We start from the raw sequence: 17474 nt of genomic DNA on the forward strand, positions 1-17474 counted from the left end.
ATACGCAAACGGCCCACGGCGCCATATCTCGACAGCGCGGGTCTTGTCTGCTAGCGCCGGCAAAACTGTGCTGCAGCCCGCAGAAACGGGGCTTGGCGAGGGATTGTGACGGTTAAAATAACTGCGCCGAATGCCCGGCCTGGCCCCTCGAAAGGGGTGTAATCCAGCCAACTGACGTCCGGCAGCAGCCACCGGTAGCGTTTCGGGTGCCGTTGGCGGCGGTTTACGCTAGAATGCACGGCCTCAAAGCACACCCCCTTCCCGAGGCTGTCCCGAAGATGTTGATCCTGCGCGGCGCTCCTGCCCTTTCTGCCTTTCGCCACAGCAAACTCCTTGAGCAACTGAGCCAAAAGGTTCCAGCTGTTACAGGCCTGTACGCTGAATTTGCTCACTTCGCCGACGTTACCGGCGTATTGACCGCCGACGAACAGCAAGTGCTGGCACGCCTTCTGAAGTACGGCCCAAGCGTTCCGGTTCAAGAGCCTAACGGCCGCTTGTTCCTGGTTCTGCCGCGGTTCGGCACCATCTCGCCCTGGTCGAGCAAGGCCAGCGACATCGCCCGCAACTGCGGCCTGGAGAAAATCCAGCGCCTGGAGCGGGGTATCGCTTTCTACGTCGCCGGCCAATTCAGCGATGCCGAAGCCGAGCTGATCGCCAGCAGCCTGCACGACCGCATGACCCAGATCATCGTCAGCCAGCTGGAACAGGCTGGCGGTCTGTTCAGCCACGCCGAGCCCAAGCCGCTGACCGCGATTGACGTGCTTGGCGGTGGCCGCGCCGCCCTCGAGAAGGCCAACACCGAGCTGGGCCTGGCCCTGGCCGAAGACGAGATCGACTACCTGGTCAACGCCTTCAACGGCTTGAAGCGCAACCCACACGACATCGAACTGATGATGTTCGCCCAGGCCAACTCCGAGCACTGCCGTCACAAGATCTTCAACGCCAGTTGGGACATCGACGGCGAAAGCCAGGAAAAAAGCCTGTTCGGCATGATCAAGAACACCTACGTGATGCACAGCGAAGGCGTTCTGTCGGCTTATAAGGACAACGCTTCGGTGATCGTCGGCTCCGTCGCCGGCCGTTTCTTCCCGGACCCTGAGACCCGCCAATACGGCGCGGTGCAGGAGCCGGTGCATATCCTCATGAAGGTTGAAACCCACAACCACCCGACCGCAATTGCTCCGTTCCCGGGTGCAGCCACCGGTTCCGGCGGCGAGATCCGCGACGAAGGTGCCACCGGCCGTGGCGCCAAGCCGAAAGCTGGCCTGACCGGTTTCACCGTGTCCAACCTGCAGATCCCAGGCTTCGAACAGCCATGGGAAGTGCCGTACGGCAAGCCCGAGCGCATCGTCACCGCGCTGGACATCATGATCGAAGGCCCGCTGGGCGGTGCTGCGTTCAACAACGAATTCGGCCGTCCTGCCCTGACGGGTTATTTCCGTACCTTCGAACAATCGATCACCACCCCACGTGGCGATGAAGTGCGCGGTTACCACAAGCCAATCATGTTGGCTGGCGGCATGGGCAACATCCGTGAAGAACACGTCAAGAAAGGCGAGATCCTGGTCGGCTCCAAGCTGATCGTCCTCGGCGGCCCGGCGATGCTGATCGGCCTGGGCGGCGGCGCGGCTTCCTCCATGGCCACGGGTACCAGCTCGGCGGACCTGGACTTCGCTTCCGTACAGCGCGAAAACCCAGAAATGGAACGCCGCTGCCAGGAAGTCATCGACCGTTGCTGGCAGTTGGGTGACAAGAACCCGATCAGCTTCATCCACGACGTCGGTGCCGGTGGTTTGTCCAACGCCTTCCCGGAACTGGTCAACGATGGCGACCGGGGTGGCCGTTTCGAACTGCGCAACATTCCAAACGACGAGCCGGGCATGGCCCCGCACGAAATCTGGAGCAACGAATCCCAGGAGCGTTACGTTCTGGCGGTTGGTGCAGAAGACTTCGCGCGCTTCCAGGCCATCTGCGAGCGCGAGCGCTGCCCGTTCGCCGTGGTTGGCGAAGCCACTGCCGAGCCGCAGCTGACTGTGACGGATAGCCACTTCGGCAACAGCCCAGTGGACATGCCGCTCGAAGTGCTGCTGGGCAAAGCCCCGCGCATGCACCGCTCCGCGGTTCGTGAAGCCGAGCTGGGCGATGATTTCGACCCAAGCCAACTGGAACTGGCCGACAGCATCGAACGCGTGCTGCACCACCCGGCTGTGGCGAGCAAAAGCTTCCTGATCACCATCGGCGACCGCACCATCACCGGCCTGGTGGCCCGTGACCAAATGGTTGGCCCTTGGCAGGTTCCGGTGGCAGACGTTGCCGTCACCGCCACCAGCTTCGACGTTTACACCGGTGAAGCCATGGCCATGGGCGAGCGTACGCCGCTGGCCCTGCTCGACGCTCCGGCGTCGGGCCGCATGGCCATTGGTGAAACCCTCACCAACATCGCGGCTTCGCGCATCGGTAAATTGTCCGACATCAAACTGTCGGCCAACTGGATGTCCGCTGCCGGTCACCCGGGTGAAGACGCGCGCCTCTACGACACCGTCAAGGCTGTCGGCATGGAGCTGTGCCCTGAGCTGGGTATCACCATTCCGGTGGGCAAGGACTCCATGTCCATGGCCACCCGTTGGAACGAAGACGGCGTCGACAAGACGGTCACTTCGCCGCTGTCGCTGATCGTCACCGGTTTCGCACCGGTCACCGACATCCGTCAGACCCTGACCCCGCAATTGCGCATGGACAAGGGCACCACCGATCTGATCCTGATCGACCTGGGCCGTGGCCAGAACCGCATGGGCGCGTCGATCCTGGCACAGACCCATGGCAAGCTCGGCAAGCAGGCACCGGACGTCGATGACGCCGAAGACCTGAAAGCCTTCTTCGCCGTGATCCAGGGCCTGAATGCCGACGGTCACCTGTTGGCTTACCACGACCGTTCCGATGGCGGCTTGCTGACCAGCGTTGTCGAGATGGCCTTCGCCGGTCACTGCGGCCTGAACATCGTGCTCGACAGCGTTGCCGAGGATGCCTCCGAAATCAACGGTATCCTGTTCAACGAAGAGTTGGGCGCCGTGATCCAGGTTCGCCAGGACGCTACCCCGGACGTACTCGCCCAATTCAGCGCCGCTGGCCTGGACGACTGCGTGGCGGTGATCGGCCAGCCGATCAACAACGGCGAGATCAACATCTCGTTCAATGGCGACACCGTGTTTGCCGGCCAGCGCCGCTTGCTGCAACGCCAGTGGGCCGAGACCAGCTACCAGATCCAACGCCTGCGTGATAACGCCGACTGCGCCGAGCAGGAATTCGACGTGATCCTGGAAGAAGACAACCCGGGCCTGAGCACCAAGCTCAGCTTCGACGTCAATCAGGACATCGCCGCGCCTTACATCAAGAAAGGCATTCGTCCACAGGTTGCCGTACTGCGTGAGCAGGGCGTCAACGGCCAGGTGGAAATGGCGGCCGCGTTCGACCGTGCCGGCTTCAATGCGATCGACGTGCACATGAGCGACATCCTCGCCGGTCGCGTTGACCTCAATGCGTTCAAAGGCCTGGTGGCCTGCGGTGGTTTCTCCTACGGCGACGTGCTGGGTGCCGGCGAAGGCTGGGCCAAGTCGGCCCTGTTCAACAGCCGTGCCCGCGACGCGTTCCAGGGCTTCTTCGAGCGCAACGACAGCTTCACCCTGGGTGTGTGCAACGGTTGCCAGATGATGTCCAACCTCAGCGAACTGATCCCGGGCAGCGAGTTCTGGCCGCACTTTGTGCGCAACCGGTCCGAGCAGTTCGAAGCCCGTGTCGCCATGGTGCAGGTGCAGGAGTCCAACTCGATCTTCCTGCAAGGCATGGCCGGTTCGCGCATGCCAATCGCCATCGCCCACGGCGAAGGCCATGCCGAGTTCGCCAGCGAAGAAGCACTGCTCGAAGCTGACTTGTCCGGCACCGTGGCCCTGCGCTTCGTCGACAACCACGGCAAGGTCACTGAGACCTACCCGGCCAACCCGAACGGCTCGCCGCGCGGGATCACCGGCCTTACCAGCCGCGACGGTCGCGTGACCATCATGATGCCGCACCCGGAGCGTGTATTCCGCGCTGTGCAGAACTCGTGGCGTCCGGAAGAGTGGAACGAAGACGGCGCCTGGATGCGCATGTTCCGCAACGCCCGCGTCTGGGTGAACTAAGGCCGTGTACAAGCTCAGCTTCTTCGTGCCCGACAGCCATGTGGAGACGGTGAAAACCGCCGTCTTCGCCGCTGGCGGCGGGCGCATCGGCAACTATGACAGCTGCGCCTGGCAAGTGCTGGGTCAGGGCCAATTTCGCGCGTTGGACGGCAGTCAGCCGTTTATCGGGCAGGTGGGCCAGGTTGAAGGGGTTGAAGAGTGGAAGGTTGAGCTGGTGGTGGCGGATGAGTTGATCGTGGCTGTCGTGGCTGCACTCAAGCTTAGCCATCCGTATGAGACACCGGCGTATGAGGTGTGGCAGTTGGCGGATTTTTAATTCGCTCGCTGCATAAACAAGAAACCCGCTGGGCCAGTTTGGCCGGCGGGTTTTTTGTTGCTTCTAGATGCCTCATTTTGTGAGATTTTTTACTGGTCCGTACTAATAGATACCTCTGGTTCGACGGAGAGGGATATTAGATTGGCAATCTCTGTATATAGTTGTACGTCTTCTTCAGTTGATGAAATCGAAACTACAAGGCTATAGCGACTACGACTGTTACACCTCCCTAAATGAGGTCTATAACGCCACCAGCCAGCTACGGGAAATATAGCAATTTTGTCTCGTGCGGCTAAATCAATAGCCGGGCCAGTCCAAACGTCGCTATGTATCGATCCAGCAGCGACATGTTTTGAACCAAAGGTCCAATTATTGTCTGATTCGGCAGGCGGAGGATTTTTCTCTAGGCGCTCCAGCTTATTTATGCGGTGCCTGAAGGCTGCCTCGGTTTCAGATTTTCTTTTTAAGTCGAATCGTAGCCCGAACGATTGATATCTGGCAGGAACAACTTGCGCCATCTCTCCTGGGCTCGGCTCTACAAAGTAAGATAATGTAATTTTAAGCTGAACCTCATTATTCTCTAAACGCTCCAGTTCAGCCCTTGGCCAGGGAAGATCGTAATAATGGACTTCGTTAAAGTGTGGCTCACCCTTTTCTCGACCATTATCATCACAATCCCTGATAAAAGGTTGTATATATGTTTCGGAAATTAGTGCTAGATCATTTTGCGCAGAGGCAAGGGCGCGTTGCAATTGTGGAACGCCGTATCCAAAGTGCCTGGCGAGTAACACTCGATCCTTTTTGCTCTTTCCCTTCAGTCGGCTAAGCATTACAGGAGTCCATTGAGCGCTGTGAATAATTAGCGCTCGTATAGTCTCCGGCCAGAGTTTTGGATGATGGGCCATTATGGCAGCAGCCAGACCCGCTGCTTGGGCAGTAGCTGAGCTAGTCGCCCAAAACTCTTCTACAGGATTATTAGTAAAATCCTTTCCTGTAGTAAGGATAGATAAGGAAGGTATGCCTGAAATTATTTGTCGTCCATCTGGACTTATAGCTTTGTTTCCCGCTTCAAAAACTACTTCCGGTTTGATTGGCGTTTTGGAGTGCTCCCAGTCAATTGAGGCACGGCTATATGGGCTGTGGTCGCCAACGTTAGCTACTGGGTGCCAATCTTCATATCCGGGTTGGCTTTGCAAATCTACCTTGTCTGTGAATCCGCCTACAGCCAAAGCATTCCAAGCTTGCGCGGGATCTTCAATTGGAAATTCGTATAGGTCTGATACATCCTCAGGATTTGAAGAGTCAGGAATGTTTCCTGCCGAGAGAATGAACAGACGCCTAGGTCCCAATTCTCCATCATCATCAAAATCGCCAACCATAGAACCGGAGCAAATTTGGTCGATTGAAGAGCTCCATGTAGTAGGCCTTATACCTGAAACATGCTCGTTGGATACTGCCATACAGTAAACGCGATTCCGTGTCGGTGCTCTGGTTTCAGCAAGGCTTACTGCGGACTGGGTAATCACTCCGTAGCTTGAGGGACTATTTCGCTCCCACCCTCGTGGAGGTAGAAACTTAACAGACTCGATCTTTGCGTTTAGGTCAATGCTTCTCTGGTCCGCAAGCGAGTAAGTCAGATCCCCAAATAGCACCGCTCCTGCCATGTTGGTTCCATGACCATGGTGATCATCGCTGCCCCAGTCAAGATTAACAGACTGACAATCTTCAAGTGAGATCGCTGGTTGTAAAAGAGGATGTGCGTGATTTACTCCGTTATCGAGAATGCAGACAGAAGGACTGTTAGCTGCTGGAGGTTTAATGCGTTCTGAGAGATCGGAGGTCCAATGAAATTTATCTTTGGGAGGTAATCGAGTAAAAAAATATGGGTTGTCAGTAGCTCTTCTAAGCTCCTCAACTCCATCAGAGTTATTTGTAAGAAGTGACATCTCTAATGTGTTTGCGTAAATAAGTAGTACTTCTGTGTCTGGAAAGCTGAGATGGTTTTCACTTACGCGTAATTTGAGAATTTGGCAGATGCGACGCAACTGGTCGACTCTTGTAGGGATGCACCAGCACTCCCACCACAATTGTTTAGAAAGCCCGGCTGGAAAGGGGCGCGAGTCTGTCCATAAAGTTTCAAGATTTCCAAGGGTAAATTCGTTTACTGATGAGAATTTGCTATCGTTTTTTGCGTTTCCTTTAGGTGTCTTTTCCTCTGCATATTCTCTTAGTTTTTCACCTAGGAAATCAACTGCATCTATTGGGACGTATAAGGCACCTATGGCGCCGCCATCTTCGGAAACTCTTAGCGCGGAAAGTCTAATGTTTTGAGTTTTCCAATTAAGGTCTGAAGGTACGCTACCCGACTCAAAGAAAACTTCAAGGTACAATCCAGGCGAGCCCTCACAAATCTCGGAACTGAAATACCCGTTCTGCCCAGAAAACGCAGTTATTGCTAATTCGAATTTTTCCCTGAGACGGCTCCCATGACCCTCCCCGCGCTCTGAAGATAGGCCACTCATATCTTTCTGTGGGCGCTGATAAGGACGACCACTTTGGAATTTTTCAAATCGGAAATGCGGAAGCTCGTACGACGCCATTTGGAATTTTCCATAAATCCATGGCTCTGCTCGCTTACTTCTGCTAGCTAGAGCTCAAGCCTGACAAAGTATTCTTAAGTGTGTGGCGTTGTTGTAGTGCGTTCGATATTTGTTCGGTAGACGCATTTTTAGCGTCATGAAGAACCAAATCTTTAATGACTTCTGCTGCCGCTTGGCTTAACTCAGCCTGACTGAGCCCCGCTGCAGCGGATGCGATTTTTGTCCATGATATTCTTTTTGGTAGAAAAGCGTGCATACGCATTTCGAGAACTGCTTTAACACCATCTGAATTGGGTAGCGCATACTCGATAATGTCATCAAATCTACGAAATAGAGCTTTGTCGAGTAGCTCTGGGTGATTGGTTGTGGCTAATACTAAACTATCAGTGCTATTTGACTCTTCTAGAAACTGTAGAAAAGAGTTTAGTACTCTGCGCATCTCTCCAACATCGTTATCAGCATTTCGACGACCGCCGATTGCATCAAATTCGTCAAATAAGTAAACGGCACGCACTGTTGCAATATGATCGAAGATCAACCGAAGCTTTGACGCGGTTTCACCCATGAATCGGGTGATTACCGACTCTAATCTGATAGTGAACAATGGTAAACGTAACTCTCCCGCTAAAACGGATGCAGTAAGCGTTTTACCTGAGCCCGGAGGCCCAACTAGCAGTAGTTTTGAACTAGGGACTAAGCCGTGACTTCGAAGTTTGTCCCGTTGACGCTGCTGGTGTATAAGCCGGTCGAGGCGTGCTCGTTTCGGATCATCCAGAATCAAATCCTGAATTTGTGCTTTGGGATAAGCTACTGACAGTAAGTTTTCCAGATCTCCCCTCGGTTTGGAGATAGGAATCGCTACCTTCTGGTTTTGCAATGACTGAGCAGCCTTAGCGGGGCTGCGCTTTCGAGCCGTATCAACAAGTGTTTTCAACTCGTCCGCGACGTCTTTTCGTCCACGGCGCGCCTCTGCAGCAGCAACCTGTAGAGCGATAGATAGGAATTGCTCCTCGTCACCTTGATTATGGCTGCTTAGCAGAGCAATGATTTGTTGGGCCGTAGCCATTGGAGCGCCTTCCCTGTCTGGACGATGGGCTACTGGTTCTGGTTGGCATTCTAGTCCATCAATCAAATCTGGCCTACCCACGGTCGTCCGATTGCGATCGTTCCCGAGTCTTCCGACTAAATGGCGGGATTGCGGTTAGGAAATCAGTTCAATAGTCTCGTTGCCTCATCTTAAAGTCGAGAAAGGCAATGGCGAAGTTTCTCAATAGCTCTCCCTGCCTTCACTCCGCCTTGAGGGTTTTGGTCAAAAAGCCCCTGGACCATGCGGACGACATTGCCCTGATCAGTGCGGCGAAAGCGGTGTGGTACTCCGACGAGAATCTTGTGGGTGCAGTGAAAATATTTCTGAAAGGGTACTCCAGTGAATTGGAAGTGCGTCGAGCAGGCTATTTGCTTGAGCGATTCACGTGCTTTTCGTGTGCGACAGATAGTCGGGTAAAGGAAGCGTTGAAGGCGCTTGAACTGTTTTCAGCGTCCAAGCAGTAGGTGAAACCACAAGGTTCTGTTGCGTTGCGTAGTCGGCGTGACGAACTGGCAATGTCCTGGGGGTTGAGTGAGGGACTGGGTTTGAAGGTTCAGACCTTAATGCCGTTTCAGACCCGCTACTACGCAGCCGAACAGCGGGCGGCGGCTGCCTAGGTATCGACAGCTATCGGGGGAGTCCGGCTTAGCCGGGTTTTTGCTGTCAGCGATGTCTACAGCTCTCGGAGATTTCCGACAAGCCTTTCAGGTTGTCTGTCGGAACTCGCACAATTAACCTTCTCGAGTCGCTGCCAATTCAGTGACCGGGACTGCAAGCCCGCCGAAATAGTGTTAGAAGCTCGGAAGCGCCGCTATAATCGTGGCGCTTTTCATGGTCATCGTTTTCTGGTGGCTGTGCGCGGGAGACCTTTGGGTCTGCTGAGGTGCTTCTGACTCGGTCTTGCAGGCCCCCGCACAGCTGCCACCCATCATCTGCAAGTGATGCTGGCAGCTCCTATTTTTCAGGAGTTTTACCATGATCAAAGACAGCCCCAATCCCCCATCTGATTCCCAGCCCACCGACCAAATCTTCACCGTCCTAACCAACCTGAACAGCGAAACCCTGCTCGCCAATGCTTCCCAAGACCTGGCATCCGTACAGGCACTGGCGGGTAATCTGGCTTTTGATGTCGATGGCCCCCAGCGTGATGCCGTGCTGGGGATTCATCGGATGGTTGAGGGCATCCAGTTGATGGTGGATCGGGTGCTGGATTTAGTTGAGGTGCCTGAGCAGAAGTGATCAGGCGCCTGTGAGGGCCAATCGGGAGCAAGCCCCCTCCCACATTTGAAGGTATTCACAATTCAAAATGTGGGAGGGGTGGTGCGACGATTCGACTTGCTCCCGATGAGGCCAGAACAGTCACTACCTCTCTAAACCCTGGCGCCGACCTCACGGCCACTGACCAACCGCTCCAACGCCTCACCCAAGCCAGAGGCCTTGTCACCAACCAACAAGTGCCAAACACCGCTTTCCAGCTGGCTCACACCTTGGCAACCCAGTGCGGTGAGATCAGCTTCAGACAACCCCGAATCATCTCCCAACTCCACCCGCAACCGGGTCATCGCCACCGCTTCCAGCTGGCGCACATTCTCTCGGCCACCCAGCGCATTCAGCCATTTCTCGGCCTCCTGAACATTCACTGCAACTGGCTTTTCCACAGGCGCAACCACTACAGGCGCTGCTGCAACAAACCCTGGCATCGCCAAGCGAATCTCATCAGCAATACTGTCCGCCATCGGCCCGACCACCACCTGCAAGCTGCCGCCGTTACCTGGTCGAACGACTGCCATGGCACCCAGCGCTTTCAGCTCCGCATCCACCGCTTTGTTACGATCAACCATGTCCAACCGTAGGCGCGTGGTGCAGGCGCCGACGCTCAGCAGATTCTGCGCACCACCCAGCGCCTGAATGTAAGCCGTGGCCCGCTGGTTATCACTCATCGCTTCAGCCTGCACCACCTGGGTATCTTCCCGGCCCGGTGTCTTCAGGTTGAAACGACGGATGCAGTAGTTGAACACGCTGTAGTAGATCAGCGCATAGGCCAGGCCGACCGGGAATACCAGCCAGCCATTGGTGGACTTGCCCCAACCCAGCACCATGTCGATAAACCCACCGGAGAAGGTAAACCCGAGGTGGATATTCAACATATTGGTGACTGCCATCGACAGGCCCGTCAGCACCGCGTGGATCAGGTACAGGAACGGTGCGAGGAACATGAACGCAAATTCAATCGGCTCGGTCACCCCGGTCAAGAACGAGGTCAACGCCATGGACAGGAAAATCCCGCCCATCACTTTACGGCGCTCGGGCAAGGCGTTGCGGTACATCGCCAGGCACGCGGCGGGCAGGCCGAACAGCATCACCGGGAACATGCCGGTCATGAATTGGCCGCCTTTGGGGTCGCCGGCGAAGTAGCGGGTCAGGTCGCCGGTCACTACCGCGCCGGTCACTGGGTCTGTGAAGCTGCCGAATACAAACCAGGCCATATTGTTGAGGATATGGTGCAGCCCGGTAACGATCAGCAGGCGGTTGAACACGCCAAACACAAAGGCGCCCAGGCTGCCGCTTTCCATCAGCAACACGCCAAAGCTATTGATGCCGTGCTGGATCGGCGGCCAGATCAAACCAAAGATCACGCCCAGCCCAACTGCCGAAAAGCCGGTGACAATCGGCACAAACCGTCGCCCGCCAAAGAACGCCAGATACTCCGGCAGCTTGATGTCCTTGAAGCGGTTGTACAGCCCACCCGCCATCAGGCCGCTGGCGATACCGGCGAGCATCCCCATGTTGATGGACGTGTCCATGACCTTGAGCGTGGAGACCATCACCAGGTAACCAATCGCACCGGCCAAACCGGCCGTGCCGTTGTTGTCACGGGCAAAACCCACCGCGATGCCGATGGCGAAGATCAGCGCCAGGTTGGCGAAGATCGCCTGCCCCGCGTCGTGCATCACCGCGATGTTCAAAAGATCGGTGTCGCCCAGGCGCAGCAGGAGGCCGGCGATCGGCAGGATCGCGATCGGCAGCATCAGTGCACGGCCCAGGCGTTGCAGGCCTTCGATGAAATGTTGGTACATGGCGAGACTCCTTTTTTCTTGTTGTTGTCAGCTCAGCGGCCAGTGGTGTTGACAGGCTTGGCGAACGGCCTTGGCATTGCTCAGGTCGAGCAGGCCTTGGCTCAGTTGCCGGCATTGCGCCGCGTCCAGGTGGCGGACGCGGTCCTTGATTTCTGCGATCTGCGGCGGGCTCACCGACAGCTCGCTGACCCCCAGTCCCACCAGTACCGGCGTAGCCAACGGGTCGGAGGCGAGGGCGCCACATACGCCGACCCAACGCCCGTGTTTCGCCGCGCCTGCACAGGTCTGGGCGATCAGCCGCAGCAGCGCCGGGTGCAGGGCATCGACCCGAGCGGCGAGGCCGGCGTGGTCACGGTCCATGGCCAAGGTGTACTGGGACAGGTCATTGGTGCCGATGGACAGGAAGTCCGCATGCTTGGCCAAGTGTTCGGCCATCAGCGCAGCGGCGGGCACTTCGATCATCACCCCCAGTTCGGGGCGCTGGGTCAGCTCCAACTCCACGCACAGCTCATCCAGGCGCTGGCGGATCTGCAGCAGCTCATCCACTTCGCTGACCATCGGCAATAGGATGCGGCAACGCTCCAGTGGAGACACTTGCAGCAGTGCGCGCAGTTGCTGGTCTAGCAGCTCCGGGCGAACCTGGGCCATGCGGATACCGCGCAGGCCCAGCACCGGGTTGGCCTCGACCGGCAGCGACAGGTAGTCGAGTTGCTTGTCGCCGCCCACGTCGATGGTGCGGATGATCACTGACTTGTCGCCCATGGCATCCAGCACGGCTTGGTAGGCGTGACGTTGTTCGTGCTCATCCGGTGCGGTGCGGCGGTCGACGAAGAGAAACTCGGTGCGCAGCAGGCCGACCCCATCGGCACCGTTTTCAAACGCCACCTGGGCTTCGGCGCTGGAGGCGACATTCGCGGCGACCTCGATACTCACGCCATCCGTTGTGCGCGCCGGCTCCTGGGCTTGGGCCTGTTGCTGCTGGCGCCGCAGTTTCTGCGCGTCGCGAATCTGGTGCACTTCGGCGTGACGCGCTTCGGTGGGCTCCAATTCCAGACGGCCGTTGACGGCGTCGAGTACCACGCGTTGGCCTTGGGGCACGTCGAGAACTTCGGCGCCCAACGCCACCACACAGGGCAAGCCTTTACCGCGGGCCAGAATCGCCACGTGGGATGTGGCGCCGCCTTCGGCCATGCAAATGCCGACGGCGTGTTGCGCACTCAGTTGCAGCAGGTCAGACGGGGTCAGTTCATGGGCGCTGACAATCGATCCGGCGGGCAATTCGAAATGCCAGGCTTCACCGAGCAGCGCGCGCAATACGCGTTGCTGCAAATCCCGCAGATCGTTGGCACGTTCGGCAAACAACGGTTTGCCCAGGGCCAGCAACACCGCGCATTGCGCCTGGATTGCATCGCGCCAGGCATGGGTGGCTGCGCTGCCTTGTTCAATTGAACGGGTCGCGGCTTCCAGCAGATTCGGGTCTTCCAACAGAGCGAGGTGGGCGGCGAAGATGTCCTCTTCCTCGACGTTCTTGCGCTGGCGGGCATGCGCCAGAGTACTGCGAATTTCGCTGCGTACTTGCTCCAGGGCGGTGTCCAGGTGTTGCAGCTGTTCGTCGGCAGAGTGGTTGCCGACGTCTGCCGGCAATTCGATGCCGGTCAGGCGGAACAACGGCCCGCAGACCAGGCCCGGCGCAGCACACACACCTTGCAGCACGCCGGCTTCGGTATGCGCTCGGCGTGGGGGGGCAACGACAGGGACGTGGTGTTCTTCCTTGATGACGGCTGACAACGCCGCGACCAATGCCTGCAATGCGGCTTCGGCGTCTTTGCCGCGACAGGTCACGCGTACTTCGTCCCCTTCGCCAATACCCAGGCCCATCAGGCCGATCAGGCTGTCACAGGACGCCGATTTATCACCGAAATGCAGCTGTGCCTGGCTGCTGAAGTCCTGGGCGGTCTTGCGAATCAACGCCGCCGGACGCGCGTGCAAACCGCCACGATGCGTGATGCGTACGCTGGCGCTGACGTCAGCTTCCGAGTTATCCACAGCGGTTTGAACCGCTGCCGCCGAACGCGCCACGACCTGCAACAACGGCTCGCCGACCTTGACCTTTTGCCCGGCCACCGCACGCAATTCAAAGCGCTCGCCATTGGTCAGGATGATCAGGCTGACCAGGCTCTTGCACTGACGCGCAATGCGGTCCAGGTCAAACTGCACCAACGCCTGGCCCTTGCTCACCCGTGCGCCGTCCTTGACCAGCAAGGCAAAGCCTTCGCCATTCAGTTCCACCGTGTCGATGCCCACATGCATCAGCACCTCGGCACCGTTCTCGGCGCGAATCGTCAGGGCGTGCCCGGTACGCGCGACATGGATGATCACGCCGTCACAGGGCGCGTACAGGCAATCGTTCAAGGGGTCGATAGCAATACCATCGCCCATCGCGCCGCTGGCGAACACTTCGTCGGGAACGTTGCCCAGGGTCAGCACTGGCCCGCTTAACGGTGCGCTGAGGGTCAATTCATTATTGTTGTAGGACATGGGCACGGTACTCATCAGGAAAACGCCACTCAGTGAGTGCGGGTAACTTTGCTCAGGTGGCGCGGCTGGTCAGGGTCCATGCCCCGAGCGACCGCCAGGCCTGCAGCCATGATGTAGAAACTCTGAATCGCCAGGATCGGGTCCAGGGTCGGGTGTTCGGCGCGGCTCAGGGTCAGGTCGCGCTCGGCGATATCATCCGGTGCGGCGAGCAGCACGCGGGCGCCGCGTTGACGCATGTCGGCGGCCAGGCTCAGCAGGCCGGCTTGCTCGGCGCCGCGCGGGGCGAAGACCAGCAGGGGGTAGTTGTCGCCAATCAGGGCCATCGGGCCGTGACGCACTTCGGCGCTGCTGAAGGCTTCGGCCTGGATCGCCGAGGTTTCCTTGAGCTTGAGTGCGGCTTCCTGGGCAATGGCAAAACCGGCGCCACGGCCGATGACCATCAGTTGCTGGCAGTCGCGCAGGGCCTCGATGGCAACCGTCCAATCCTGCTTGGCAGCGGCACGCAGGTCATCGGGCAGGGCGCGGCACGCTTGCAGCAACTCGGTTTCCTGATTCCAGTGGCCGATCAACTGCGCGCTGGCGCTGAGGGTGGCGATAAAGCTTTTGGTGGCGGCCACGCTCTGTTCCGGCCCGGCGCACAGCGGCACATGGAATTCGCAGGCGGCTTCCAGCGGCGAGTCTTCGGCGTTGACCAGCGAAATGCTCAGGGCACCGCGCTTGCGCAGCAGGCGCAGGCTGTTGACCAGGTCCGGGCTCTGGCCCGACTGGGAGAAGCCAAACGCGACTTGGCCGCTGACTTTCATCGGCGCTTGCAACAAGGTCACCACCGACATCGGCAACGACGCCACCGGAATGCCTACATGCTGCATGGCCAGGTAGGCGAAGTAACTCGCGGCGTGGTCCGAGCTGCCACGGGCGATGGTCATCGCCACTTGCGGCGGCTGGCGGCGCAGGCGGCCGGCGACTTCTTCCAGCAGCGGGTCCAGGCGTTGCAGTTGAGCGGCGACGGCGTCGCAGGAGGCCAGGGCCTCTTCAAGCATTTTTGAAGTCAATGGTTTCTCCTTCGACCATTACGTCGGTGAGTGTCAGGGAGCGGTCCAAGCGCACGCAGTCGGCAAAGCTGCCGGGTTGCAGGCGGCCGCGTTCTTCCAGGCCCAGGTAGTCCGCAGGAAATTGCGACAGGCGTTGTGAGGCTTCGCTGATGGGCAGGCCGATTTTCACCAGGTTGCGCAGCGCCTGGTCCATGGTCAGGGTGCTGCCGGCCAGGGTGCCGTCGGCCAGGCGTACGCCGCCCAGGCATTTGGTCACGGTGTGGCTGCCCAGCTTGTATTCGCCGTCGGGCATGCCGGCGGCGGCAGTGGAGTCGGTGACGCAGTACAGGCACGGGATCGAGCGCAGGGCCACACGCATGGCACCGGGGTGAACGTGGAGCAGATCCGGGATCAGTTCGGCAAATTTGGCATGAGCCAGGGCGGCGCCGACGATGCCCGGTTCGCGGTGATGCAACGGGCTCATCGCGTTATACAAATGGGTAAAGCTGGTGGCGCCGGCGGCGAGGGCGGCGACGCCTTCTTCGTAGCTGCCCAGGGTGTGGCCGATCTGCATGCGCACGCCGCGTTCGCTGAGGGCGCGGATCAGACCGTCATGGCCGGCGATCTCCGGCGCGATGGTGATCACGCGGATCGGTGCCAGGCGCAGGTAGGCTTCGACTTCGGCCATCAGTGCGGTGTGGGCGAAGTTAGGTTGGGCGCCGAGTTTTCCGGGATTGATGTAGGGCCCTTCCAGGTGTACGCCGAGTACACGGGCGCTGCCTGCAGGGCGCCGCTCGCAGAACGTGCCGAGCTGACCGAGCACGCGGGAGATTTCCTCCACCGGTGCGGTCATGGTGGTGGCCAGCAACGACGTGGTGCCAAAGCGCACGTGGGTGCGGGTGATGGTTTCGAAAGCCGCGCCGCCTTCCATGATGTCTGCGCCGCCACCGCCATGCACGTGCAGGTCGATAAAGCCCGGCAGCAGGTAGGGCAAGTCGTTTTCAGCCGGGTCGCACGGTGTGCCTTCAATCGCAATCACCTTACCGTGCTCGTGCACCAGGCGGCCGCGAATCCAGCCGTCGGGCGTGAGGATGTTGTCTTCGGACATGGGCAGTTCTCTAAATTCGCAGTTCAGCGGAATAGTCGTGGCGGCGCAGTTCTGCGACGAAGTCGTAGTAGTCGTTGCGGCAGTAGGTGTCGGTGATTTCGATGGGCGTGTTGTCGGCGGTGTAGCCAACCCGGGTCATCAGCAGCATGGCGGTGCCGGGGGCGATGCCCACCAGCTTGGCGAACTCGTCCGAGGCGTTGATTGCCTGGATATGCTGCAGGGCGCGCACCACGGGTTTGCCGATGCCTTCCAGGTACTCGTACAGCGAATTGCCGATGGCTTGCGGGTGCGGCAGCACGGAGGCGGGCATGGCAGTCATTTCAATCGCCATGACGGTGTCATCGGCTTTGCGCAAGCGTTTGAGGCGCGCCACTTTGTCGGTGGGCGACAGGCCCAGGCGGATCAGCTCTTCGTGGGTCGGTGGGGTGATGTCGCGTTCCAGCCACTGGGAAGTGGGGACAAACCCCTTCAGCCGCAGCATCTCGCTGAAGCCCGACAGGCGCGACAGCGGTTGTTCCAGGCGCGGCGTGATAAAGGTGCCGGAACCCTGGCTGCGGCGGATCAGGCCTTGGGCAAACAACACTTCCAGCGCTTTACGCGCGGTCACTCGCGAAATACTCAATTGCTCGCTGAGGGCGCGTTCCGAGGGCAGTGCCTGCTCGGATTTCCATTGGCCGGCGTGGATGGCCGCTTCGAGGTTGCGCGCCAATTGCAGGTACAGCGGCGTGGATTGCTTGTCGTCGGGACGCAGCGTCAGGATGGGATTCATCTGTGAGGTTTCCGATGCGGTTATTGGAGTGTTGTCGCCCGGTGTGGGCCGGAAATTAATACCACTTAAATACCATGTCAATGCTGCCAAAACGGTGCAAGTGCCGGTTTTAGGGCGCTCTATTGGTGCCTGGTATCAAGTGGTATTAGAGAGGTCTTTATTGCGCGCAGAAGTGTGCAGCGCGCGGGGGTGAACTGGTATTCACCGGCAAGCGCTGCCAGGGGCAGGAATTATTTTCAGATTATTTTACGAACGGTACGCGACTACGGCCGAATCTCGATGAGGGTGCCGTCCTTGACCAGGTTCCAGACTTCGCGCATATCCACATTGCGCATGCCGATGCAGCCGTCGGTCCAGTCCAGGGTGTGGAACCACTGCTCCGGGTAATCCTCGGTGTCGGGCGTGCCGTGGATCATGATCATGCTGCCGGGCTTGACCCCTTCGCGGCGCGCGCGGGCGGCGTCGCTGATGTTCGGGTAGGAGATGTGCATGGCCAGGTTGAAGCGGTCGCTGGTCTTGCGCCAGTCGATCCAGTAGAGCCCCTCTGGCGTGCGGCGGTCACCCTCGATCAACTTGTGGCCCTTGGGGTTTTTACCCAGGGAAATACGGTAGGTCTTGAACGGCTTGCCGTCGTTGATCAACTGCAACTGGTGCGCGGACTTGAGCACCAGGACTTTTTCGACGGTTTTACCGCCCAGGGTTTGCACCGTGGAGGCTGGCGCCAGTGTGGCGAATGAAAGGCAGAGCAGCACCAGCAGCCAACGCATCAAAAC

The 17474-nt window shown here is 58.6% G+C and carries 11 protein-coding genes; 3 read left to right on the forward strand and 8 right to left on the reverse strand.

What is annotated here, in order from left to right; all coding sequences use genetic code 11:
- The first annotated feature begins 278 nt into the window (after window positions 1–278).
- Together purL and AB4O08_RS17775 are read left to right on the forward strand one after the other, a co-directional pair.
- Window positions 279–4175, forward strand: coding sequence for a phosphoribosylformylglycinamidine synthase (purL, locus tag AB4O08_RS17770; RefSeq protein ID WP_045791655.1), 3897 nt, complete (start codon window positions 279–281; stop codon window positions 4173–4175).
- Window positions 4176–4179: 4 nt separating this feature from the next.
- Window positions 4180–4491: a YqfO family protein gene (locus AB4O08_RS17775; RefSeq protein ID WP_010207954.1), complete on the forward strand. Its 312-nt coding sequence runs from the start codon at window positions 4180–4182 to the stop codon at window positions 4489–4491.
- 89 nt (window positions 4492–4580) lie between these two features.
- On the opposite strand, the gene AB4O08_RS17780 is transcribed toward AB4O08_RS17775, so the two are convergent.
- Together AB4O08_RS17780 and AB4O08_RS17785 are read right to left on the reverse strand one after the other, a co-directional pair.
- Window positions 4581–7091 (reverse strand): S8 family peptidase, encoded by a 2511-nt coding sequence (locus AB4O08_RS17780; protein WP_082001425.1) that lies wholly within the window; start codon window positions 7089–7091, stop codon window positions 4581–4583.
- 43 nt (window positions 7092–7134) lie between these two features.
- Complete coding sequence (locus tag AB4O08_RS17785) at window positions 7135–8157, reverse strand: AAA family ATPase (RefSeq protein WP_047542925.1); 1023 nt, start codon at window positions 8155–8157, stop codon at window positions 7135–7137.
- A gap of 996 nt (window positions 8158–9153) precedes the next feature.
- Here AB4O08_RS17785 and AB4O08_RS17790 point away from each other — a divergent pair.
- Window positions 9154–9417: a DUF6124 family protein gene (locus AB4O08_RS17790; protein WP_047542930.1), complete on the forward strand. Its 264-nt coding sequence runs from the start codon at window positions 9154–9156 to the stop codon at window positions 9415–9417.
- A gap of 131 nt (window positions 9418–9548) precedes the next feature.
- On the opposite strand, the gene nagE is transcribed toward AB4O08_RS17790, so the two are convergent.
- The 6 genes from nagE to AB4O08_RS17820 all read right to left on the reverse strand — a co-directional run bounded on the left by nagE (window position 9549) and on the right by AB4O08_RS17820 (window position 17468).
- Window positions 9549–11255 (reverse strand): N-acetylglucosamine-specific PTS transporter subunit IIBC, encoded by a 1707-nt coding sequence (gene nagE, locus AB4O08_RS17795; protein WP_047542933.1) that lies wholly within the window; start codon window positions 11253–11255, stop codon window positions 9549–9551.
- 27 nt (window positions 11256–11282) lie between these two features.
- The gene (ptsP, locus tag AB4O08_RS17800; protein ID WP_460114869.1) at window positions 11283–13793 is read right to left on the reverse strand and encodes a phosphoenolpyruvate--protein phosphotransferase; all 2511 of its coding nucleotides are present in this window, start codon (window positions 13791–13793) and stop codon (window positions 11283–11285) included.
- Window positions 13794–13822: 29 nt separating this feature from the next.
- Window positions 13823–14845 carry an SIS domain-containing protein gene (locus AB4O08_RS17805; RefSeq protein ID WP_029529045.1) on the reverse strand — a complete coding sequence of 341 codons (1023 nt, stop codon included), beginning with the start codon at window positions 14843–14845 and terminating at the stop codon, window positions 13823–13825.
- Window positions 14826–15932, reverse strand: a complete 1107-nt coding sequence (nagA, locus tag AB4O08_RS17810) for an N-acetylglucosamine-6-phosphate deacetylase (RefSeq protein WP_010207962.1) — start codon at window positions 15930–15932, stop codon at window positions 14826–14828. The genes AB4O08_RS17805 and nagA overlap by 20 nt, the downstream gene beginning before the upstream one ends.
- Before the next feature lie 10 nt (window positions 15933–15942).
- Complete coding sequence (locus AB4O08_RS17815; protein ID WP_460114251.1) at window positions 15943–16701, reverse strand: GntR family transcriptional regulator; 759 nt, start codon at window positions 16699–16701, stop codon at window positions 15943–15945.
- A gap of 263 nt (window positions 16702–16964) precedes the next feature.
- Entirely contained in the window at window positions 16965–17468 is a 504-nt protein-coding gene (locus AB4O08_RS17820; protein WP_034109228.1) for a L,D-transpeptidase family protein, read from the reverse strand.
- Window positions 17469–17474 lie beyond the last annotated feature (6 nt).

This window comes from Pseudomonas sp. H3_E07 (genome assembly GCF_054668895.1).

Coding starts and splice junctions, on each gene's coding strand:
- purL (WP_045791655.1), top strand. CDS start 279: ATGTTGATCCTGCGCGGCGCTCCTGCCCTTTCTGCCTTTCGCCACAGC.
- AB4O08_RS17780 (WP_082001425.1), bottom strand. CDS start 7,091: ATGGCGTCGTACGAGCTTCCGCATTTCCGATTTGAAAAATTCCAAAGT.
- AB4O08_RS17785 (WP_047542925.1), bottom strand. CDS start 8,157: ATGGCTACGGCCCAACAAATCATTGCTCTGCTAAGCAGCCATAATCAA.
- AB4O08_RS17790 (WP_047542930.1), top strand. CDS start 9,154: ATGATCAAAGACAGCCCCAATCCCCCATCTGATTCCCAGCCCACCGAC.
- nagE (WP_047542933.1), bottom strand. CDS start 11,255: ATGTACCAACATTTCATCGAAGGCCTGCAACGCCTGGGCCGTGCACTG.
- ptsP (WP_460114869.1), bottom strand. CDS start 13,793: ATGTCCTACAACAATAATGAATTGACCCTCAGCGCACCGTTAAGCGGG.
- nagA (WP_010207962.1), bottom strand. CDS start 15,932: ATGTCCGAAGACAACATCCTCACGCCCGACGGCTGGATTCGCGGCCGC.
- AB4O08_RS17815 (WP_460114251.1), bottom strand. CDS start 16,701: ATGAATCCCATCCTGACGCTGCGTCCCGACGACAAGCAATCCACGCCG.
- AB4O08_RS17820 (WP_034109228.1), bottom strand. CDS start 17,468: ATGCGTTGGCTGCTGGTGCTGCTCTGCCTTTCATTCGCCACACTGGCG.